At 57.5% G+C, this 17,772-nt stretch carries 15 protein-coding genes; 5 read left to right on the top strand and 10 right to left on the bottom strand.

All coding sequences use genetic code 11. The features are described from left to right. Positions 1-20 precede the first annotated feature (20 nt). From Y887_RS05210 to Y887_RS05200, 3 genes are read left to right on the top strand one after another with little or no spacing between them, the layout of a single operon-like run. Positions 21-1,082 (top strand): class I SAM-dependent methyltransferase, encoded by a 1,062-nt coding sequence (locus Y887_RS05210; RefSeq protein ID WP_084725930.1) that lies wholly within the window; start codon positions 21-23, stop codon positions 1,080-1,082. Positions 1,083-1,130: 48 nt separating this feature from the next. Then, complete coding sequence (locus tag Y887_RS05205) at positions 1,131-3,638, top strand: glycosyltransferase family protein (RefSeq protein ID WP_046963326.1); 2,508 nt, start codon at positions 1,131-1,133, stop codon at positions 3,636-3,638. Next, positions 3,635-4,612 (top strand): CgeB family protein, encoded by a 978-nt coding sequence (locus Y887_RS05200; RefSeq protein WP_046963325.1) that lies wholly within the window; start codon positions 3,635-3,637, stop codon positions 4,610-4,612. The genes Y887_RS05205 and Y887_RS05200 overlap by 4 nt, the downstream gene beginning before the upstream one ends. 49 nt (positions 4,613-4,661) lie before the next feature. Here Y887_RS05200 and Y887_RS05195 read toward each other — a convergent pair whose 3' ends face one another. Both Y887_RS05195 and Y887_RS05190 read right to left on the bottom strand, forming a co-directional pair. Continuing rightward, positions 4,662-5,132, bottom strand: coding sequence for a hypothetical protein (locus tag Y887_RS05195; protein ID WP_146093403.1), 471 nt, complete (start codon positions 5,130-5,132; stop codon positions 4,662-4,664). Between the two features lie 105 nt (positions 5,133-5,237). Beyond that, a complete protein-coding gene (locus Y887_RS05190; protein WP_046963323.1) occupies positions 5,238-6,956 on the bottom strand; it encodes a hypothetical protein in 1,719 nt (572 codons plus the stop codon). Positions 6,957-7,152: 196 nt separating this feature from the next. Here Y887_RS05190 and Y887_RS05185 point away from each other — a divergent pair, with 196 nt between their 5' ends. Beyond that, positions 7,153-8,757, top strand: a complete 1,605-nt coding sequence (locus Y887_RS05185; protein ID WP_146093404.1) for a hypothetical protein — start codon at positions 7,153-7,155, stop codon at positions 8,755-8,757. 20 nt (positions 8,758-8,777) lie between these two features. Continuing rightward, entirely contained in the window at positions 8,778-9,299 is a 522-nt protein-coding gene (locus Y887_RS20115; RefSeq protein WP_146093405.1) for a hypothetical protein, read from the top strand. A gap of 41 nt (positions 9,300-9,340) precedes the next feature. Here the strand turns inward: Y887_RS20115 and Y887_RS05180 are convergent, their stop codons facing one another. From Y887_RS05180 to Y887_RS05145, 8 genes are all read right to left on the bottom strand, one after another. Then, a complete protein-coding gene (locus Y887_RS05180; RefSeq protein WP_046963321.1) occupies positions 9,341-10,825 on the bottom strand; it encodes a hypothetical protein in 1,485 nt (494 codons plus the stop codon). Between the two features lie 73 nt (positions 10,826-10,898). Continuing rightward, positions 10,899-11,291: a GtrA family protein gene (locus tag Y887_RS05175; protein WP_046963320.1), complete on the bottom strand. Its 393-nt coding sequence runs from the start codon at positions 11,289-11,291 to the stop codon at positions 10,899-10,901. After that, the gene (locus Y887_RS05170; protein ID WP_046963319.1) at positions 11,288-12,586 is read right to left on the bottom strand and encodes an NAD(P)/FAD-dependent oxidoreductase; all 1,299 of its coding nucleotides are present in this window, start codon (positions 12,584-12,586) and stop codon (positions 11,288-11,290) included. The genes Y887_RS05175 and Y887_RS05170 overlap by 4 nt, the downstream gene beginning before the upstream one ends. 40 nt (positions 12,587-12,626) lie before the next feature. Continuing rightward, complete coding sequence (locus tag Y887_RS05165; protein ID WP_046963318.1) at positions 12,627-13,571, bottom strand: NAD-dependent epimerase/dehydratase family protein; 945 nt, start codon at positions 13,569-13,571, stop codon at positions 12,627-12,629. 31 nt (positions 13,572-13,602) lie between these two features. Beyond that, positions 13,603-14,274 carry a class I SAM-dependent methyltransferase gene (locus Y887_RS05160; protein WP_046963317.1) on the bottom strand — a complete coding sequence of 224 codons (672 nt, stop codon included), beginning with the start codon at positions 14,272-14,274 and terminating at the stop codon, positions 13,603-13,605. Positions 14,275-14,303: 29 nt separating this feature from the next. Continuing rightward, complete coding sequence (locus tag Y887_RS05155) at positions 14,304-15,032, bottom strand: SDR family oxidoreductase (RefSeq protein ID WP_046963316.1); 729 nt, start codon at positions 15,030-15,032, stop codon at positions 14,304-14,306. 2 nt (positions 15,033-15,034) lie between these two features. Further along, positions 15,035-16,336, bottom strand: a complete 1,302-nt coding sequence (locus Y887_RS05150) for an FAD-binding oxidoreductase (RefSeq protein ID WP_046963315.1) — start codon at positions 16,334-16,336, stop codon at positions 15,035-15,037. Then, on the bottom strand, positions 16,336-17,724 hold the full coding sequence (locus Y887_RS05145; RefSeq protein WP_046963385.1) for a UbiA family prenyltransferase: 1,389 nt from the start codon (positions 17,722-17,724) through the stop codon (positions 16,336-16,338). The genes Y887_RS05150 and Y887_RS05145 overlap by 1 nt, the downstream gene beginning before the upstream one ends. Positions 17,725-17,772 lie beyond the last annotated feature (48 nt).

The raw sequence follows: 17,772 nt of genomic DNA, 5'->3' as shown, positions 1-17,772 counted from the left end.
ACAAGATTTATGAGGCCATGATGATCAGCTTCACCATCAACAATTCGATGTTCATGCAGCCGCGCAACACGCCCGAAAGCGCGTGGTTGGGGCATATCCCGTTTGCAGCCTGGCTGGTTGAACTCGTGCGCCCAGATATTCTTGTAGAGTTGGGAACGCATCGTGGCGCTTCTTACCTGGCTTTCTGTCAGGCTGTCCAGACTTGCGCGGCTCCGACACGATGCTATGCGGTCGACACGTGGCAAGGTGATGAGCATGCTGGCGAATACGGCGATGAAGTGTTTCTGCCACTGTTGGATTATCACGAGCGCAACTATGCAGATTTCTCCCGTCTCATGCGTATGCGCTTCGAGGAAGCCGTCGAATATTTTGATGACGGTACTGTTGATGTATTGCATATCGATGGCCTGCACACGTATGAAGCGGTTCGAAACGATTTCGAGACATGGCAGGCAAAGCTTTCCAGGCGCGCAGTCGTCCTGTTCCATGACATCAACGTCCGGGAGCGTGGCTTTGGTGTTTGGAAGTATTGGGACGAGATGCGAGTCCAGTATCCATCATTCGCTTTCACGCACACTCACGGCTTGGGGGTATTGCTTGTTGGCCCCGAACAGCCCCAGCCGTTGTTAGATCTGTGTCGTCTGGACGATGCTAATGGAGATGCAGTGCTTGGTAATAGGTTGTTCGATCAGCTCGGTAAGCTGATCGACGCCAATATCGACATAGTAACTCTGGCTCGAGAGCAGGGTCGCCTTATTGGCTTGGTTAACGAGCATGAAACTGCCCGCCAGGCGCTTAGTCAGGAGGTCGTCGATCTCAAGACAGGTCTTGAGCAGCGGATAGATGCTCTGCACAAAGCAGCCTTGAAGATGGATGAGCTGACATCCTCTTTAGATGCCGCTGATTTGTTGCTTCGCGAACAGCTGAGTCACAGTCAGGCAATTCTTGCTTCTCGTGAGAAGGAAAACCAAGATTTAAATGCATCGTTGCTGTCCATCACAAGAGAATTGGAGCGGGTGCGGGGATCGTTGAGTTGGCGTTTGATGGGGCCATTGCGGCGGGTGCGCAGATTGTTCGGTTGATTTGCACCTGATTACCCACCACCCCACGGCGACGAATGGTATGTCTCGATGAAGCAATGGCGCGTTCTGATCCTCGATACGAAGAAGAGCAATCCGAATCACTACATCTGCTTAGCCATGGCCAGGGCCTTGGCCGAAGTGGACGCGGTGGAGTGCGTGGTGCGTGCAGACTACGCCGACGCCGTTTTGGCAGCCGAGCGTAGTGCCTGCAATCTCTTCATCGCCTTCGACGGGGAGCAACTGGACCGCCCCATCGTCGAGCGCGTCGCTCAGGTGTGCGGACGCAGCGTACTTTGGGTGACTGAGGACCCGTACGAACGCAGCATCAACGTCGCTAATGCTGATCTTTTCGATCTGGTGTTCACCAATGACTCGGGAAGTGTGTCTGGATATGGCGGCAAGGGAGTGTCGCTGCCGCTGGCAGCCGATCCACGCTTCCATTTTCATGCCATTCCCGATGATCACGACGATGCCCATTATCTGTACGATCTGTTTTTCGCAGGTACGGCATGGCCCAATCGCTCCGACTTCCTTGCGCGCCTGCAGTCGGCGATTCCGGAGATTAATCTGAAGCTGGCATTGCCCGCTAATCCTTATATTCCGGCACCCAAACTCGGCATGGATCCGAGCGCCTACGACTGGCGCACGCCAAATACCGAATTCGCCCGGTTCGCCAACCGTAGCCGTTCGGTTCTGACCCTGCATCGTTCATTCTCGTCTTCTGGTAACGATCCAGTGGCGCATACGCCTGGTCCGCGTTTCTTCGAAGTCGCGCTGGCGGGTGGTTTTCAGCTGGTCGATGTTTCTATTCCTGAGATCCGGGTCCAGGACTATTACCAAGACGGCCGCGACTACATTGGCTTCGACGGTCCTGCAGATTGTATTGAAAAACTCAGGCACTACCTAGCCCGTCCCGGGGAGCGTATGGCGGTCGCCCGATCGGCGCAGGCGGTTACGCTGAAGCAGCATCTATACCTACACCGGGTGGAGTATCTACTGTCTTGTGTGGAGGCTTTGCAGAGCGAGCCCGAGTCAATCAAGAAGCCTGGCGAGCTTTCTCCACTGGCTCGACGTAAAGTTCTGGTCGTGTCGCACAATATCCTCGGTGTAGCTCCTTACGGAGGCGTGGAGGTCTATCAAGAATCAGTACGCCAGGCATTGGCTGGCGAGATCGAGTTCCTATTTTATACGCCCGACCGTAGCGTCCAGCCTAGCGGCAGCCGCTATACATTGCGCAACGAAGCACTGGAAGTCATCGAATCGATCGACTTTGATGGAGGGCTGGACGAGGCCGCATTGACCTGTTCCCTGCGCGAAGAAGCTTTTTCCGGGTTGCTTTACAAGTACGGCATTGAACTGGTGCATTTCCAGCACCTGATAGGGCATCCGCCTTCGATCTGCCTGCTGCCTGCAGCTTTAGGGTTGCGTTGTCTCTTCAGTCTCCACGACTACTATGCCGTATGTTCTCGCTTCAATCTGCTCGATTATCGCGAGGTGTACTGCAATATTCCCTCGTTGCCGATCGAAACTTGCGATGTTTGCCTAAATGCTTCGCGGGGTGCTGACACCGGCAGCCAAGCACGCCGACGCGCTTTCTTCAGTCGCGTGCTGGAAAACATGGACGTGCTGCACGCAAATACGCCCGGAGTCGCTGCGCTCTACGAGCGGATGTATCCGGGTCTGTCGGACTCCGGCCGTCTTCGCGTCAATGCGGTCCCCATGCCAAAGGATGACGAAATAGCTGCTGTGCCGTTGCCGCAGTTACACCGGGGCAAGTTGAGGGTTGCCATACCCGGCAACTTCACTCGCAACAAGGGCGGCAACGAACTGATCCATGTGCTCAATCAACTGCGTTACGATGAGGTGGAAATCAGTATTGTGGGTCCGGTTCCGGCTGAATACCAGACGATTCTGGATATTCTTAAGATTCCCAACCTGAAGCTGCATGGTGCCTATAAACCAGGAACCTTGAAGCAGATCCTGGCAGGTTATGATCTGTCGATCCACTTCTCGATTTGGCCCGAAACCTACTGCATTAGCCTGTCCGAAGCATGGTCTGCCGGAGTGGTTCCGATTGTTTCTGATATCGGGGCTCTGGGAGAGCGGGTGATCCATGGGGAAAATGGCTACGTAATTCCAGTCAGCGAAGCCGGCAGTATGGTTTGCCTGATCCGCCAGCTGATTGCCGACCGTTCCGGCTTGGAAGCCATACGTGGCCGCGTGTTGGCGGCGACCACGCAACACCATGACGAACACATGCGGTGGCTCCGTGACCTGTATGTCGAGCTGCTGCCGCTGCAGCCTTTCGTGCGGCGTACGCAAAATTACCCGCGCGGCAACACCATTCGAGATCTCGGCATTTTACTCGTCGAACCGAACTGGGTAATCCCGCCGCGTGCGGCAAGCGTCGCCGATGGAGGTAATGGCCCAACTCCGGTCCTCCCGGTAGGCCTCGTACGCAAGGCATACCGTTTCTATAAGAAAAACGGGCTTGGAACTACGATCGCGAGAGTTCTACAGGAAATTGCGCGGCGCCTCGGAGGAGTGCGAACATGACTGCTATTGCGCAAAAGATCTTAGTCAGCGGGGCATCTCCTGACAACCAGAACCGCAATGTCGTTCTGCGCGAGTATGTGGCAGAAGGGTTTGCGCAACTGCCGCAAGTAGTGCAAGCGTTGGCAACCCCGCTGGAGTTTGCCGCTGAACGTGCGAGCGAGCTGCAGCCAGATGTAGTTGTCTGTTTTGGTTCGTGCATGCCTGACGATGCCGAGTATGCGCGTCTCCGCCGTTACTGCACGCAGGCTGGTGTGCCTATGGTGTTCTGGCTGCACGATGACCCTTATGAGTTCGATTACAACTACAAGATCCGTCACGTTGCCGATATCGTCTTCAGCAATGACCGCTGGTGCGCCGAGCACTATGCACACCCGTTTGCGCGGCACTTACCTCTGGCTGCTAGCCAGCGAGCACATTGGCGGCCGGTTCACGCGGACAAAGACATCAACATTTTTTTCTGCGGCGTCGCTTTCGCTAACCGTAAGCGCCTCTTGGGCGACCTGCGCAAGACCCTGCAGTCATACGATGCGATGATTCTTGGTGATGGCTGGCCCAATGAGCTCGCGTTCTGCAGCAATCGTCGACTGCCTAATGATCAGCTGTCCGATCACTATGCGCGGTCTTTGGTGACACTCAATATGGGCCGTGATTTCAATTACGCCAACGATCGCTTCAAACTCGAGCCTTCTACACCTGGGCCGCGAACCTTCGAGGCTGCTATGGCCGGAACCACTCAGGCGTTCTTCGTCGAGAGTCTAGAGATCACCGAATACTACCGCCCTGGTAGCGAAATCCTGCTTTACAACTCGGCTGCTGAGTTTGCACACCTGATGGATCAGGTACTGTCGGATCGTAGTGGGTGCGCACGTATCGCAGAGGCGGCGCAACGCCGCACCATCAACGAACATACCTACCAGGCACGCGCGCAGCACATTCTCGATGTCGTAGACGAGTGGCGCGCGTTAGGTAATTGAGCCCTCATCGGGTCTGAAGACGGGGGGCGACGCTCCCACGCCCCGGTTACTACTGTGCGGCCACTTCCGCCACCACGACCTTGGGATCTCGCATTAGCGTCCAGATCCCCTGCTGCGCACTCGGTACCAGCTGAATCTTTACGTTATCTCCAGCCAGTGGTGCAAGGTCCAGTTCAATTCGGGTCCATTCGGTCTGTTTTTCCAGGCTGGGCGTCAGTGTCGCCTGCAGGGGCGGCTTGCCCGGCGCGAGTGCAAGCACTCGGAACTCGACTTCGGTAGCACGGTCGCGGGGCCACTCCGGATGCACGCGAACCTCAGCGACAAAGCGACTGCGCCGCGTCGCCGGCACATGATCGAAACGCAGCCATTGTCCAGTATTGATCCATGATTCGTGGTGCAAGGGCGGGTCACGATCTGGCCGATTTATGCCGAGAATCGCCCCCCCCGTTCCGATAGACAGAAATTCGAGTCCAGCGACCGAGGTCGACTTGCTCGCCATTCTCGACAAAGCCGCCGTCATTGCTGAGTCGGTAGACCAGGCGAGGAGCAACGAGTGCGCTGACTGCAACGAAACCGACTGCAACAGCCATGCAGAGATTAGGAGTCAGCCATTGCAGATGACGGCTCATCGAACATGCTCCGGAATTCCTCCTGGAAGGGGCAGCCGGAGTGGCCGCGGCCAAGCGATGCATGCAGCGGTAAACAGCATGCCTACCGCGATTGCGGCGAGGTAGTAAGCGTTGAACTCGCCGACGTAGCGTCCTGGTGGGTAGCGCCAGAAGTAGATCATCAGGTACTCGGCAATCATCGCCAATCCAATGACAGTCATCGTGCTGTTGCGCAGCAAGTGGAATCCGATGGAAAACGATATCAGTACTGGTATCGCTGCGAACATCATGATCGGCAGAAGGAAATGATCGTCGCGTCGGTATAGCCCAAGGCCTGGAATCAGGGGCAGGAGGAAGAATGCAATTAGCGCCAGCCGCGGCAACCACTGTGATGAAGTGGCATGTGTCAGGCCTCGGTAAGCGACAGCGCCGCCAATCAGCCCCAGTGCGAACCAGGCGCGCATGAATTGCGTGCGGAATAGAGTCTCACCCAGTGCGCGCCAGCCGGTCGCCTCGTTCGAGAGGCGATAGTTGAGTATCAGGTCGAGCGTTTCGATTGGCAAAATTCCCTTGATTATGTTTATCCATGGCAGGTTCACGAGGTTCGTAGCATTCGTCGAGGCATAGAATCCCTGCGCGATCTGTTCGGCGCTATGGTGCAGGCCATGGGTGACCGAAACGTTGTAAAGATAATATGTACGAAGCGGGGTGGCACTTCCGGTCAAGTGTTCCGCTGCGAACCAAGCGGCCGGTACAGCCAGGCAAATGAGTAACACTGCTGCCAATCGGGGCCAGGCCATTGACGACTGTCTCCACCCTTGGGCTATTAGGGTGAAGATCAGTACTCCCCCAAATGACAAATGGGCCCAGAGGAAGGACCCGTGTGCGAAGAACGACGCACCGCTGAGCAACATTGCTGCAATCCACTTTTGGCGTAGCGCTTGATTGCAGGCATAGCACAAGAGCGCAAGTGCCAGCAATTTGGGCCATGCCCCAATGCTGTTGAACACAAGGAAGGGTGATGCCAGAACCAACAGGCTGATGATCAACGCGCTACGGCCACGACTGAAGCGTTCGACGATGCCCAGAAGGCTGAGTGCAGCGATTGCGTTGATCGCAATCCATAGGCTGACATAAGCGAACGCGGTCAGTTCTGAGTAGTCGAAGAACCTGGAAGGTAGACGGATGCCGAAAGCGGGTAGGGTGCCGGCGGTGATGATTCCACCTAGGAATGGGCGGTCGAACAGAGCAAAATCCTCTGCGCCGATAAGGTTTTTGCCAAACAGTAGGTATTGCGCCTGCAGCGCTGCCTGGGGCGAGTCACCCGGAGTGATGTTGGTCAGCGTGTAGATGCTCCAGAAGATCGTCACGCCACGCCCTGGACCACCGTGGAAGCTAAGTAGCAACCCGAAACAGACCAAACTGTAGGATATAACCAGCAGGGTCGGCATGCACAGGCCTGCAAGCTGAGGCCGCCGCCAGCGCCAACTAACCAAGCAACCGGCAAGCAGGATCCAAAGCGATGCCCCGCTCCAAGACGGCGCGACAATGAGAAACGCACTGGCCAATAATACGTGGGCCAGCAAACCGGCAAGCAGCACCGAGGCGCCGCTTTCCCAGCGGCATGTGATGCCGCGGACCCATGTGTGCCCGACGGTGCTCCCGACAAGACAAAGAAGTACTAGGTAGGCGGGACCTACCAGCGCCGCTAGAGTGGCGGTCTGTAGCTGACTCATCCTGTGATCCCAAAGCTTGCGTTGCCGTAATCGTCCGGTGCAGACGATTCACTATTATAAGGTTGCCGCGTACCAAGTAAGCCGAAGCATCCTAGCGATACGATGGCGTGATCAGACTGCAGAATTGCTCTATCCTCTAGCCATCGGGCTGCAGTCTCGGGAGCTGCAGCCCATTTTTCTTACGGGGGTGTTGAAGATGATGGCGATGCTGGTGGCACTGGGGTTGATCGCATTGACCGCCTTATTGGTGCTTGTGGTAGGCGGAGCCATTGTTGCCTGTTCTGCGCGTGGCCGTATGCTCATGGGATTGGAGTTGTTGTCTTACTCCATTGGGTTCGGGATCTTGGGGCTCGCGATTCTAGGCGTGGGCGTCGTTTCGGTGTCTCTGGATTATCAGACCAATGCATGGGTGCTGCTCTCCATCGGATTGCTATTGTCGTGTGTCCAGTGGTACCGAACAAACATCTTTTCGCGCATGTTTGGATCCAAGGCAGGTACGTTAGCGACGGATGCACGAATTGCGATACTGGGATGGCTGTTGATGGCCAGTATCCCGATGTTGATTACCTTCTTACCGGTCAAGATGCCCTCTGACCTGCCGGATGGCGCATACGTGATCAAGAACGACCACTTGCATGTCAGGGTGCAGGTGATGATGGGGGCAATGCCAGCCGACAATTTCATTCCTTTCGCTGCAACGGAGTACTTGCTGCGCGATATCTCCTTCGCGGAGGAGCGGCCCTTGATGCCGGGCCAGGAACTCGCCAACCGACCTATCTTGATGTCGCTAGCGGCTGTGCCGCTGCGTGCTGCAATGGGCCCTCCGCAAAAGGTGGTCGGGCCGTTGCCTACGTTTCGCTATGTTGGCAAGCAGTGGCCTGACGTCGGAAGCTTTGGCGACGATCGTAGCTACCGTCGGTTTCTGGCAGTGGCTTTGGTCCTGAATGCTTCGCTCTTTGTCGGCGCTGCATTGCTCTTCCAATACTTCAGGCTGCGGCGCGGCTACTGGGTCGCGGGTCTACTGGTCTTCGGCAGTAGTCCTTATTTTATCGGGCAGACGCTATTCGCCTGGCCAAAATCGCTTGCTGCGTTCTTCTTGTTGCTGAGCGCCTTTACCTTGCTGGCCCGCGACCGCACCTGGGTCGCTGGCCTGTTGGCTGCTTTGGCCTATTGGTCGCACCCGTATGCCGTAGTGTTCATCGGTGCATTTGCTTTGTATCTCTTGATCCGGGAACGAAACGATCAAAACCCTCGCCGCGGACTGTTGCCGTTTGCGATAGTCGCCACCGGAGGACCAGTGGTTTGGTGGGCGTGGGCGTACTGGTACCTGCAGTTGCCATCGGACTTGGTTGAACAGAATCTTAGCGTGAGCGCAGGTTTGGCGTCACACGCCGCAACGCGTTTCATTAACCTGCTTAATGCAATCGCACCCATCAGCTTCCATTCTTTACCATCTGTCGTCGACTTGGTACAAGCATCTCTGCTTGGCATTGTCGGCGCTGTCGGGCTTCTGCTGTTGCCCCAAGCCGCATTCGCATCTGTCCAATGCATCCGCCAGCATTCCAAGGAATTTGTATTGCTGCTGGCATTGCCTTCGGCGTTACTGATCGGTGTGTTCAGCGTACTGACCATTCCCGCAGTTCACGGCCTTCATGCAGTTTCCGTGGCGCTGCTGATGCTATCCCTGCGCTGGATGCAGCAGAGAAACCTTACTTCACTGATGCTGGCCTGCGTCACAGGGCAGCTCGTAATCAATATCGCCTTGTTACTGCATCGCGGTCATGCGTTGCTGTTCGGCTGAACCGTCTTTTTGGAGGAATCATGCATAAACACCTTCTTGTCAGCCTCTTGCCGTTCTCGTTGGCGGCTTGCCATCAACATCCTCCTCGCGATTGCCAGCTCGGTGCCAATGTTCAGGTGCAAGTTCGCTCGCCATTCGACGATTCTTCCAACCGATCCATTCGGCTCTCTGCAGGCGAGACGATCCGTGGAACTTTTTCTCCTGTCGGAGCATTGCGGGTGGATTCCATTGCGGTGCAGATTGGAAATGGCGGAGGAGCCGCAGACGGCGAAGTGGAGTTCCGCCTCTGCCAGGATGGCCGTTGTGTCGAGGGCAAAGCTCCGCTGCAGGGTTCGAAGGACAATGATTATCTAGAGATTGGATTACGTCCTAATCTTGGTGTGACGTTCGAGGGAGGCGTGATCAGTTACGAATTCAGAAGACTGTCCGGCACCAAGGAAATGGTGGCTTGGATCTATCCGGGTATGGGGCGGCAGACTGGATTAACGTTGACTGCAGGTAGCACGGCTGAAACGTTGAACCTAATGCTTCGGCAACACTAGCCTTCAGCGGGGCAGGCGTGCCGACCTGCCCGTCATCATTTTCATTTACCTTGGTCTTGGAATTTCACGCAGTCGCGGCAGCCAAGTTCGCTTTCTAGCAATCCGCTGAACTGATGCAGTTCAGCGTGGAACTCGGGATCCAATTCTAAAAGTGGACGGTCTTGAATGAAGCCTGTCGTCTTCAGTTGCATACGGGCGTCATTCACGACCTTGGACCAGCTTACCGAGAATGGCGTTGCGAAAATTGGCCAAAGCGTCGTCACCGTCGTGAAAAAGACGTAAGTCGCGATCGCGGCCCCTCCGCCAATCGCGCTGGTGGGCAGGATGGCCCAATTCCCCAGACTTTTTGCCATCGGAATCAGAAGCAAGGGGGTGAGTAGAAAAATGAAAAACGCGGGAAAGATCAGGTAGCGAGTGCCGAATAGAAATGGATTTATCGCGGTGTTTCCAGGTGAATACTGGAGGCGAACCACGATCAGGGCGCAATAAAGCCCCAGCGAAAACGCGAAGATTCCAGTAAGCAGTCCGTAAGCGACCAGTAACGGCTTCTGCTCCCGTCGGCCCTTCCATAACAGTGCGATCGCTGTCGCGACCAGGGCGAGAAGTAGCGCGTACCCATATGCTGCGTCGGTGGCATAGGTATCGGGATTCGGCCAAGGGAAGCGGCCGTTAGCCCAAAGCGAGCGGGCACCGCCCTGGACAGACCCCATGTAGAGAGCGCCCATTCTGGTCACTTGATCGCCCCAGCCGACCGCCCGCTCGCCAGTCGCTTGCTCGGGGCTCTGTGCCATGACTGCGGCATGTATCAGTGTCATGATCGTAGCCGCCGTAGCGGCTGCATATGCCTTGGCTGGCAGTCTGAGTGCCCATGTACATGCGATGGTGGCCACGATGACCGTAACGCTGATCGTGAAGCCCACGCCGAACAGATGCATCGAGGCATAGCCCCATGCGAGAGCCCAGTAAATGTGTTTGATGTCACTCGTGCGTGTGGCGTTCAGCAGATTCGACGTTGCCATTGCGCCGCAAGAAATACAAAGCAGCTGGGCGGCCATGAATGGCCACGTCGTCAATTCTAGAACGGTGGGTTGTACGACGAATGCCATTGCCACCAGCCCTGCGATGACCGCGCAGGCCCGCTGATGCAGAGACGTAAATACAAGTGCGGAGCGGCTGAGCAGATAGAGTGAGGTCGACAGAAGTCCGAGCACAAGCATCTGACGAATGAACCAGTACTGCTCATCAGCGCCAAACCAACCCGCCTGCACGAACTCCAAGACGAAGAACACCGGTGTGAAGTGGCCGTTGCGAGCATGCGTCAACAACGGCTTGATGAAATCGAAATGGTCGCCATGGCTCCAGGCTTGCGCGATGAACAAGCCCGATTCTGCCTTGAACGGCGTTATGTTGAGCCCGATCAGGTGGCTGTATGCCGCAATGAGCAAGGAGGAGACGATGAAGGCGATGACAACGTGCCAGGTGTCTACCGCTTTGCTTGCGCCGTTGAAATGCTCGCTGGGAATCATGTCGTATGGAGTGCTTGTCATTGAGTGGAGCAGGAAGGTTAGAGCGCTGGCTGGCTGGGTGGGTGCGTCGTTGTTAGCTGCGGAAAGATAGTCGTTTGTGACCGATGTAACTCGTCAGCACCGGAGTGGCGACGCCGATGGCGTGCGCAATGGTCTCCGCGCCGCGAGTGACGCCCAACAAGGGCAGCAGCCAACGAGCCAGCAGTAGGCTGACGCAGAAGGTTTGCAGGAGCGCAATAGCATTAACGACCAGGAACCACATCACCTGCGAATGCGCTGCGTTGCTGGTGTCCTTGAAGGCAAGTTGTCGCATCAGCACGAATGCCACGACAAGGCCAACCATGAAGCCCAGAACGATCGCAAGTGAGTATGGCAACCACTGGCTGAAGAGGATGCGCGAACAGAAATTGGCAGCGGCTGCAATGCCACCGGATACGATAAACATGAAAAAGCGTTTGCTGATCACGGCTCGCCTGCTGCAGTCTCGGCCAGCGTGGTACCGACTGCCAAGCTCTCGGAAATCGAGCGATCCTCAGGATAGTAATACGCTGTATCGGCCATATAGAAGCCGGTCAATGGTGTCTTCATCGCCGGCAGCATGTCCTGAAAACCTGGGGGGCAGATGGTCTGCGCAAATTCGTAACGGTGACAGTGCGTGGCGAGGACCCACTCCGGTTTGAATGCCGGGTTGATCTTGGGCATGTAGCTGATGACTTCATCGATCAGCTGCTGATTGCTCCATTGCCACTTCGGGTGGGTTTTGGGCATGTAATAGGGCGCGTACAGGATCTTCTGCGCGTTGTCCGTGCCCGGGTTGAGGTTGCTGTATTCGATCACGCCCGGAATAGCGATGCCGTCATCGCTGATATTCATCCAGAAGTTTTCGCTGATCGGTTGGCTAAGCTTGAGAATGACGCATGCGACCGGAATATTTTCGATTCGCCGTATGGAATCAGCGAATGCCGTAGGCAGTCCCGGAACCATCGCCGGCACGTACTGAATCGGTGCAGTTGAGATCACTGCATCGTATGCGTGGAATTGATTGCCCACGCGAATACCAGTGACCTTGCCGGCTTCGGAAACCACTTCATCGATCGGCTGGCCGAGCAGGATACGGCCGCCGCGACGCTGGATCTCGGCCACCATGGCATCCAGCAGGATTGCCGAGCCGCCCTGCAGATAACCCAGGCTCTCGTTGAACAGGTTGCGGCGGGAGAGGGCGATGCGTTTGATGCGCGTGCCGATCCACGATGCCGACAGGTCGTTGGCGTACTCGAAGAACTTCAGGCCGAACGCTTTCTCCCACATGACCTTGTAGGCTTTCTTGCCGATCCAGCCTGTGATCCAGTCGCGTGCGTTCTCCTTGTCGAGCGCTGACCAATCGGAGATGCTCTTGGTGTGCATGACGTGCAGCGCATAGCGCAGCTTGCTGATCGGGCCGAGGTGCGGGAAGCTCAGCAGCGCGAACGGTGAGCCCCATTTATACAATCGGCCATCGTAGAAATACCCCATTTTGGTGTCGGTCCACTTCAATTTGTCGGCCATGCCAAGGCGATCGAGCAATTTGAACAATGGGTAATCGGTTTTGCAGATGAAATGGTAGTAGCGTTCGATCGAAAGGCCGTCGAAGTCGAACGCCGCCGACATGCCGCCGATGCGGTCGTCGCGCTCATAGATGTCCACCGCGTGGCCGCGGTCGAGAAGTTCGAGTGCGGCCATCAAGCCCATGGGGCCACTGCCGATAATTGAATACTTGCTCATGTCTGCCTTGGAGATGATGGATGCCGGCTTGTACGGCGTGTCAACGCTTGAGGACGATGTGACTGTAGCGCGGGTCGCAGTAGCTTTCGCGGATGGCCTCTTCGAACGGAGTCTGGGTTACGCCGAAAATAGCCTGCGTATCTACGCCTTTGAAGTCATCGCCGGCCGAGAGTGCCTTGAGTTGATCGGCGGTGAATGGAGGCTTGCTGCTGAATAGGCTGTACACCCGGAGTAAAAAGGCAAAGAAGCCAATCGGGATATGCACGATCACAGTGCGCAGTTGCTTTGCGCGCTTGATGGTACGAATGATATCGACGTAATCCACACGCGTGGCGCCGACGATATCGTAGATATTGCCCGCAGGTTCGCGTTCGATGCACTGCACGATGCAGCGACAAAAATCACGCTCGTACAACGGTTGGCGCATGAACTTTCCATCTCCGGGGATTGGGAATACCGGAGTGCGGGCCATGAAGCGCGATAGCCATCCCAGGTGCTTGGGATCGAACCAGCCGAACATCAACGTCGGACGCAGCACGCAGTGAGGGATTCCACTGGTGCGAACTAGCGCCTCCTGCAGCTTCTTTGTGTCTGTGTAGTCATCCGTGGCAACCGAATTCACCACCGATGAGCTGATATGCACCATGTATGGAACCTGGTGATCCGCGCAGGCCTTCAGCACGCGCTCGGTCGCCTGCAGGTTGTTGCGGTCGAACAATGTGCGGAACTTGCCGGTGATCTGTGCGTGCAGCTGTACCACCAGGCGAGCGCCTGCGAACGCTTCGCTCCAGGCACCAGGTTCGGCGAGGTCGGCCAAGATCGTCGTCACATCCGGATGCAGGTTGCGCAAGATATCGAGGTTGTGCTCGTGCTTGTCGATGGCGACCAGCTGCGTATATCCCTGCTGTTTCATCTCGACGATGAGATTCTGTCCCACCAGGCCTGCGGCACCGGTCAACACGATCTTGTCACTTTTCTGTGCCATGGCTGGACTCTGAAACGAATGGAGGAATGGGTCAGTCGCGCTTGTAGGCAACGACCAGCGCTTGCTTACCCAGGACGTGCCAGGCGAGCGGGATGCGCAGGTACAGCGATACCAGCCAGGGAGCCTGCGGTAGTCGGCTCTTGGTGGTATAGGGCAGGAATTTGGGGATCACCACCTGCGGATCCAATCCCGCCATCAGTACTCCCTCTACCAGGCTGCGGTCGCTTAGCGCCGTATGGTGGTCGAAGTAATCCCAATACTCGTCGTACAGAAAGCGAATATTGGGTTGCAAGATGATGACTCTTCCACCCGGCTTGAGCATACGTGCGCTTTCCCGCAGCGTTTGCAACACCAGATCCTTGGTTGGCAGGTGCTCAAGAAAGTTGCTCATGAACACCGCATCGACACTGGCGCTAGGGATCGAGCTGACTGCAGTGCACGACTCGTTGATGATGCGGATGCCATCGGCGGCGAACTTGCGCACGTCGGGATTGAGATCGACGGCGATCTTGTGCGCGGCTGGAATGTTGTTGATGAACTCGCAATACCCGGCTCCGATGTCGACCACGGTCTCATTCGGTTTGACGAACCGGCTGAAATACTGCGTGCACAACACTTGCCAGATCCGGTTCTTGTTGGCGAGTTCTTCCTTCGGGAAACGGTGTTGATAGAGTACGTCGAGATCTTGGTCGATGTCTGGCATCTCAGCACTTCCTCTGTGGGTGGAGCGGTTTATAGCGAGATGCGACGAAAAATGAATTCCGGTATGTTCTTGATCACCAGCATGATGGCCCACCAAAAAGCCGGCAGATAGGCGACGGCGCGACGCCTGTCCACTGCAGCGAGGATTCCCTTGGCGATCTGGTCCGGCTTTGCCCACAGTGCGCCCTTCTTGAAAGCCGCGGTCATGGGCGTGTCGACGAAGCCTGGCTTGATCGTGAGGACGTTGATGCCTTCCGTGCGCAGGCGCTGTCCCAGGCCGCTCAGGTAGGCAGTCACGGCCGCTTTGGCACTGCCGTAGAGGTAGTTGCTAGCTCGGCCGCGATCTCCCGCCACTGAAGAAATGACAGCAAGCGTGGCGCCCGACATTAGTCGCGGCACAATCGCTGCGCACAGGGCAATTGTGGAAGTGCCGTTGGTTGCGAACTCGTGCAGCGATAGTTCGACCGATGCGTTACACGCGGCTTGATCCGGTAGCGTGCCATGCGCGATCAATACGACATCGACGCCGCCCAATGCAGCCCAGGCAGCATCCAGGATCTCGCCATGACGTGCATCGTCGTTGACATCCAGCACGTCGATGCTGATTCGGGCGCCGCGGGTCGTGAGGTCTGCGGCAATTGTTTCCAGGCGCGTGGCCTGGCGGCCGAGCAGGTGGATGGCCGCCCCGCGTGCGGCGTAGCGTCGGGCGGTTGCTTCGGCGATGGCCGAGGTGGCCCCGATGATGAGGACGCGTTGCATGTCTACTCCGTGACCCGGCGCCAGAAGCCGGAAGAAAAACGTGGATCGAGATAGCCGCTGAATTCGCGCCAGCGGCCGTAGGCGCGCTGAAACGAGTGCGCCGCCATACGTGCGTCCTTGGCAGGGTACAGAGCGCCGCCAGTCTCGTCGACGATACGGTCGAGGCGTTCGAGCAGGCTCAATACAGCAGGGCCGGTATTGGGAAAATCCAGTGCCAGCGTGGTACCCGGCCTGGGAAAGGACAGCATGCCCAGGGACGGTGTGTTGCCGAACTCCTTCAGCACAGCCAGGAACGAGCCGCTACCACTGCGTGCGATTTCGCCCAGCAAAGCGTCGACGCCATCGCGGGAGGCGCTCGGCGGCAATACACACTGGTATTGCAGAAAGCCGGCGGGTCCGTACATGCGGTTCCAGTCCCGGATGCCGTCCAGCGGATAGAAGAACGGCAGGAGATGACTGACAGCGCGCTTGCGCGGTGCGGGTTGGCGCCAGTAGTAGAGCGTGTTGAAGGGCCGCAGCGACAGCTTGTTCACCAACGACATCGGCGGCGTGATCGGCATGGACAGGCCCTTGCCTGGAGGGGGCGGCCGTTCCTGGGGCAGCCCGGTACAATGATCGGCGCGGATGAAATGTCCACGGCCACGCGCCTTCCCGCTTGCCAGGCAATCGATCCAGGCGACGCTGTATTCGTGGCTATCTGCCGATGCTGCCGACAACGCAAAGAACTCATCGAGCGAGCCGAAGCGGATGTTCTCCGTTTCCAGCGCCGGGCTGGCGACGCGGCGTAATTGAAGTTCGGCCCAGGTGATCAGCCCGGTCAAGCCCAGCCCCCCCAACGTGGCTGCGAACCAGCCATCGGCATCGTGCGGCTTGCAGAGGCGGCGCTCGCCATCGCTGCGCAGCAATTCGAATGCGCGCAGGTGATGGCCGAAGCTGCCGGTACGGTGATGGTTCTTGCCGTGCACGTCGTTGGCGATCGCGCCGGCGACGGTCACATAGCGTGTGCCAGGCGTGACCGGCAGAAACCAGCCCTGTGGCAGCACCAGCTCGATGATGTCGGCCAGGGTGACACCGGCTTCGCAACGCAACACGCCAGTGGCCGGATCGAAGGCGATGAAGCGATCGAGTCCGCGCGCGCACAGCAGTGCGCCATCCGGGTTCAGGCAACTGTCGCCATAACTGCGCCCGTTACCACGCGGCAGCGCAAGGCCGTCGAATGCGGGCAGATTCGCCGCACGATCGTTGATCGGTAGCAGCATCTGCTGCGCTCTGGGATACCGCCCCCAGGATTGCCCCGCCACCATCAGATGGCGCTCAGGGCGAATAACCCGCACAGCACCACAACGATCTGGCTTACGCGATCGGTGGCGGCGAACACGATCGGGTCATCATGCATCTCTCCGCGATGGGCGATGATCCAGACCCGGCTCACCCAGTACAGCAACACCGGACACACCAGCCAGAGCAGCTTGGGATTGCGGTACAGCTCCACACTCTCGGGACTGTTGATGTACAGCGCCATCACCATTACCGCGATGTAGCCGGCTGCCGTGCCCATCGACTGCAGCAGCGAAAGGTCCTCCACCGAGTACGCACGCCCACTGGCCTTGGTCTTGCCGCTGCTCAACATGGCATGCAGCTCTGTGTAGCGCTTGAGCAATGCCAGCGATAGGAACATGAACATCGAGAAGGCCAGTAGCCAAAACGACAATTCGATACCGATCGCCATTGCTCCGCCGATGATGCGCACGGTGTATAGCGCTGCAAGCAGCACTACATCAATCATCACAATGCGCTTCAAACGCAGCGAATAGGCCAGGGTCATGACGTAATAGGCCAACAACACCAGCGTAAACTCGATGCTGCAGGCCAGGGAAAGCAGCAGTCCGGCAATGGTGAGCGCAGGCGCGACAAGCAGGCCTTGCAACAAGGGCAGTCGGCCAGCAGCGAACGGTCGCCTTCGCTTGCGCGGATGCTGACGGTCCGGGGTCAGATCGAGCAGGTCATTGAGGATATACACGCCGGATGCGCACAGCCCGAATGCCACCAGTGCAATTGTGGATTGCACTACCGATTCCAGATCCAGGAAGCGGTGCGCGGTGAGCAGCGGGACGAACACCAACAGATTCTTCAACCATTGATGCAGTCGCAGAGCCTTGAGCCATGCGCTGCCGCGCGATGGAGCGGGCCAGTGCGCATGCACGGTCGTGCGTTGTGCGGCGGCCTTTGCAAGCGCGGTGCCATTGTTGACGACCCAGGCGCCGCCGGCCTTGTCCCACACGTGCAGGTCCACGCTGCCGTTGCCGGCGTAATCGAAGTTGCCCTGGCCGAACGTCTCAACCAGCACATCTGCCTTGTTGCGGCCGGACAGGTTGCGCTTGCCGTCGCTTGCGATCACTTGTTCGAACAAGCCCAGATGCGCGGCGATTGGCGTCACCAACAGCGCGTCAGAGGCGGTGCACAGCACCCGCGGGCGCTGTGTCGTGGTTCGCAGAAGCTCCAGTACCTGGGGGTTGTAGGGCAGGGTTTCTGCGGGCAATGCCACGCGCGAGGCCAGCTCGCGTTTCAGTGCCGCCTTGCCGCGCAACAGCCACAGCGGCAGCAGGAACAGATACAGCGGGCTGCGCGCCAGCAAGGCGAGCAACGACTCGTAAAGGATGTCCGAATTCAGAAGCGTGCCATCCAGATCCACGCACAAGGCGCGTCCCGAAACAACCGGACGAGTGGAGCTGCTGGTAGG

Origin of the sequence: Xanthomonas pisi DSM 18956 (genome assembly GCF_001010415.1) — a bacterium.
GTDB lineage: Bacteria > Pseudomonadota > Gammaproteobacteria > Xanthomonadales > Xanthomonadaceae > Xanthomonas > Xanthomonas pisi.
The sequence above is the reverse complement of the archived record's forward strand: the minus strand, read 5'-3'. Positions and strand labels throughout refer to the sequence as shown.